This window comes from Aeromicrobium sp. CnD17-E (assembly GCF_024124745.1).
Classification (GTDB): domain Bacteria; phylum Actinomycetota; class Actinomycetes; order Propionibacteriales; family Nocardioidaceae; genus Aeromicrobium.
Map to the genome: position 1 here is coordinate 1 of NZ_JAMXRU010000213.1, position 1,373 is coordinate 1,373.

Sequence of the window (1,373 nt, forward strand, 5' to 3'; positions counted from 1 at the left end):
GGGTCCGGCCGACGCGGCGGGCGAGCACCACCACGACGAGCAAGGCGACGACGGTGGCAAGGACGGCGTAGGAGCCGGACATGGGTACCTCCCGATCGGGTGTCGTTCGACCATACGTCGCCGGAACGCCTGTGCACGAGCGCCACTACGCTGTCCCGCATGGGCATCCAGATCACGCCGAGCCTGCTGAACGCCGACTTCGCGAACCTGGCGGGGGAGGCCGCTCGCATCCCGACGGCGGACTGGCTGCACATGGACGTCATGGACAACCACTTCGTGCCGAACCTGACGCTCGGTGCCCCCGTCATCGAGGCGCTGAGCAAGGCGGCGCAGCAGCCGATCGACGCCCACCTGATGATCGCCGACCCCGACCGCTGGGCCCCCGCGTTCGCCGAGGCCGGTGCCGGGAGCATCACCTTCCACGTCGAGGCCGCGGCGGCGCCGGTGCGGCTGGCTCGCGAGATCCGCGCCCAGGGTGCGCGGGCCTCCATGGCGCTCAAGCCGGCGACGCCGATCGAGCCCTACGCCGAGCTGCTGCCCGAGCTCGACATGGTCCTCGTGATGACGGTGGAGCCCGGGTTCGGCGGCCAGAAGTTCCTCGACCTCTGCCTGCCGAAGATCCGGCGCACCCGCGAGCTCATCGCGGCCAGCGGGGGAGAGGTGTGGCTGCAGGTGGACGGCGGGGTCTCCGTCGAGACCATCGAGCGGTGCGCCGAGGCCGGCGCCGACACCTTCGTCGCCGGCTCGGCGGTCTTCGGCGCGGACGACCCGGGCGCCATGGTGGAGACCCTGCGCGACCTCGCCACCAGCGCCTGCGCGCACTGAGCGGTACGACCGCGGCCCGGACGGACGGCTCGACGCGTCCGTAGCGTGGGACGTCGCAGCGGGTGCGACACGCCCGGCTAGACTGTCGCCGAACGAGCAACAGCTCGCGTGTTCCGGGGTCGGTGCAAGTCCGAACCGGCGGTGACAGTCCGCGACCCGCACCTCTCGGGGTGAGGTTGAACCGGTGGAACTCCGGTACCGACGGTGAAAGTCCGGATGAGAGGAAACACGCGGGGTCTGGGGCCGAGGTCCGTCCTGGACCCTGGCGTCGGACCCGTCGACCCCGGTGCGGCGAGCCCGACCGGAGGACGAGATGGCGAGCGACACCGAGCTGCAGGCGATGCGCACGGCCCTCGAGGCCGCCCGATCCACCGCGCGGACGCTCCCGAACCCCCGTGTGGGCTGTGTGCTCCTCGCCCCGTCGGGCGAGGTCCTCGCCGTGGGCGCGCACCGCGGTGCCGGGACCGCCCACGCCGAGGTCGACGCCCTGCAGCAGGCCGGCGACGCGGCCCGCGGTGCCACGGCCGTCGTCACCCTGGAGCCCTGCG

The 1,373-nt window shown here is 72.9% G+C and carries 1 protein-coding gene, 1 pseudogene and 1 riboswitch; the gene and the pseudogene both read left to right on the forward strand.

Annotated features, from left to right (window positions below; translation table 11 throughout):
* The first annotated feature begins 159 nt into the window (after positions 1-159).
* Entirely contained in the window at positions 160-825 is a 666-nt protein-coding gene (gene rpe, locus NH339_RS18200) for a ribulose-phosphate 3-epimerase (protein WP_253027464.1), read from the forward strand.
* A gap of 104 nt (positions 826-929) precedes the next feature.
* A riboswitch (FMN riboswitch) is annotated at positions 930-1,057 on the forward strand.
* An 81-nt stretch (positions 1,058-1,138) separates the two neighbouring features.
* Positions 1,139-1,373: pseudogene (locus NH339_RS18205) on the forward strand (riboflavin biosynthesis protein RibD); the annotation flags it as partial.

Bases quoted from the DNA above. Each gene is read 5' to 3' on its own strand.
- rpe (WP_253027464.1), top strand. From the start codon at position 160: ATGGGCATCCAGATCACGCCGAGCCTGCTGAACGCCGACTTCGCGAAC.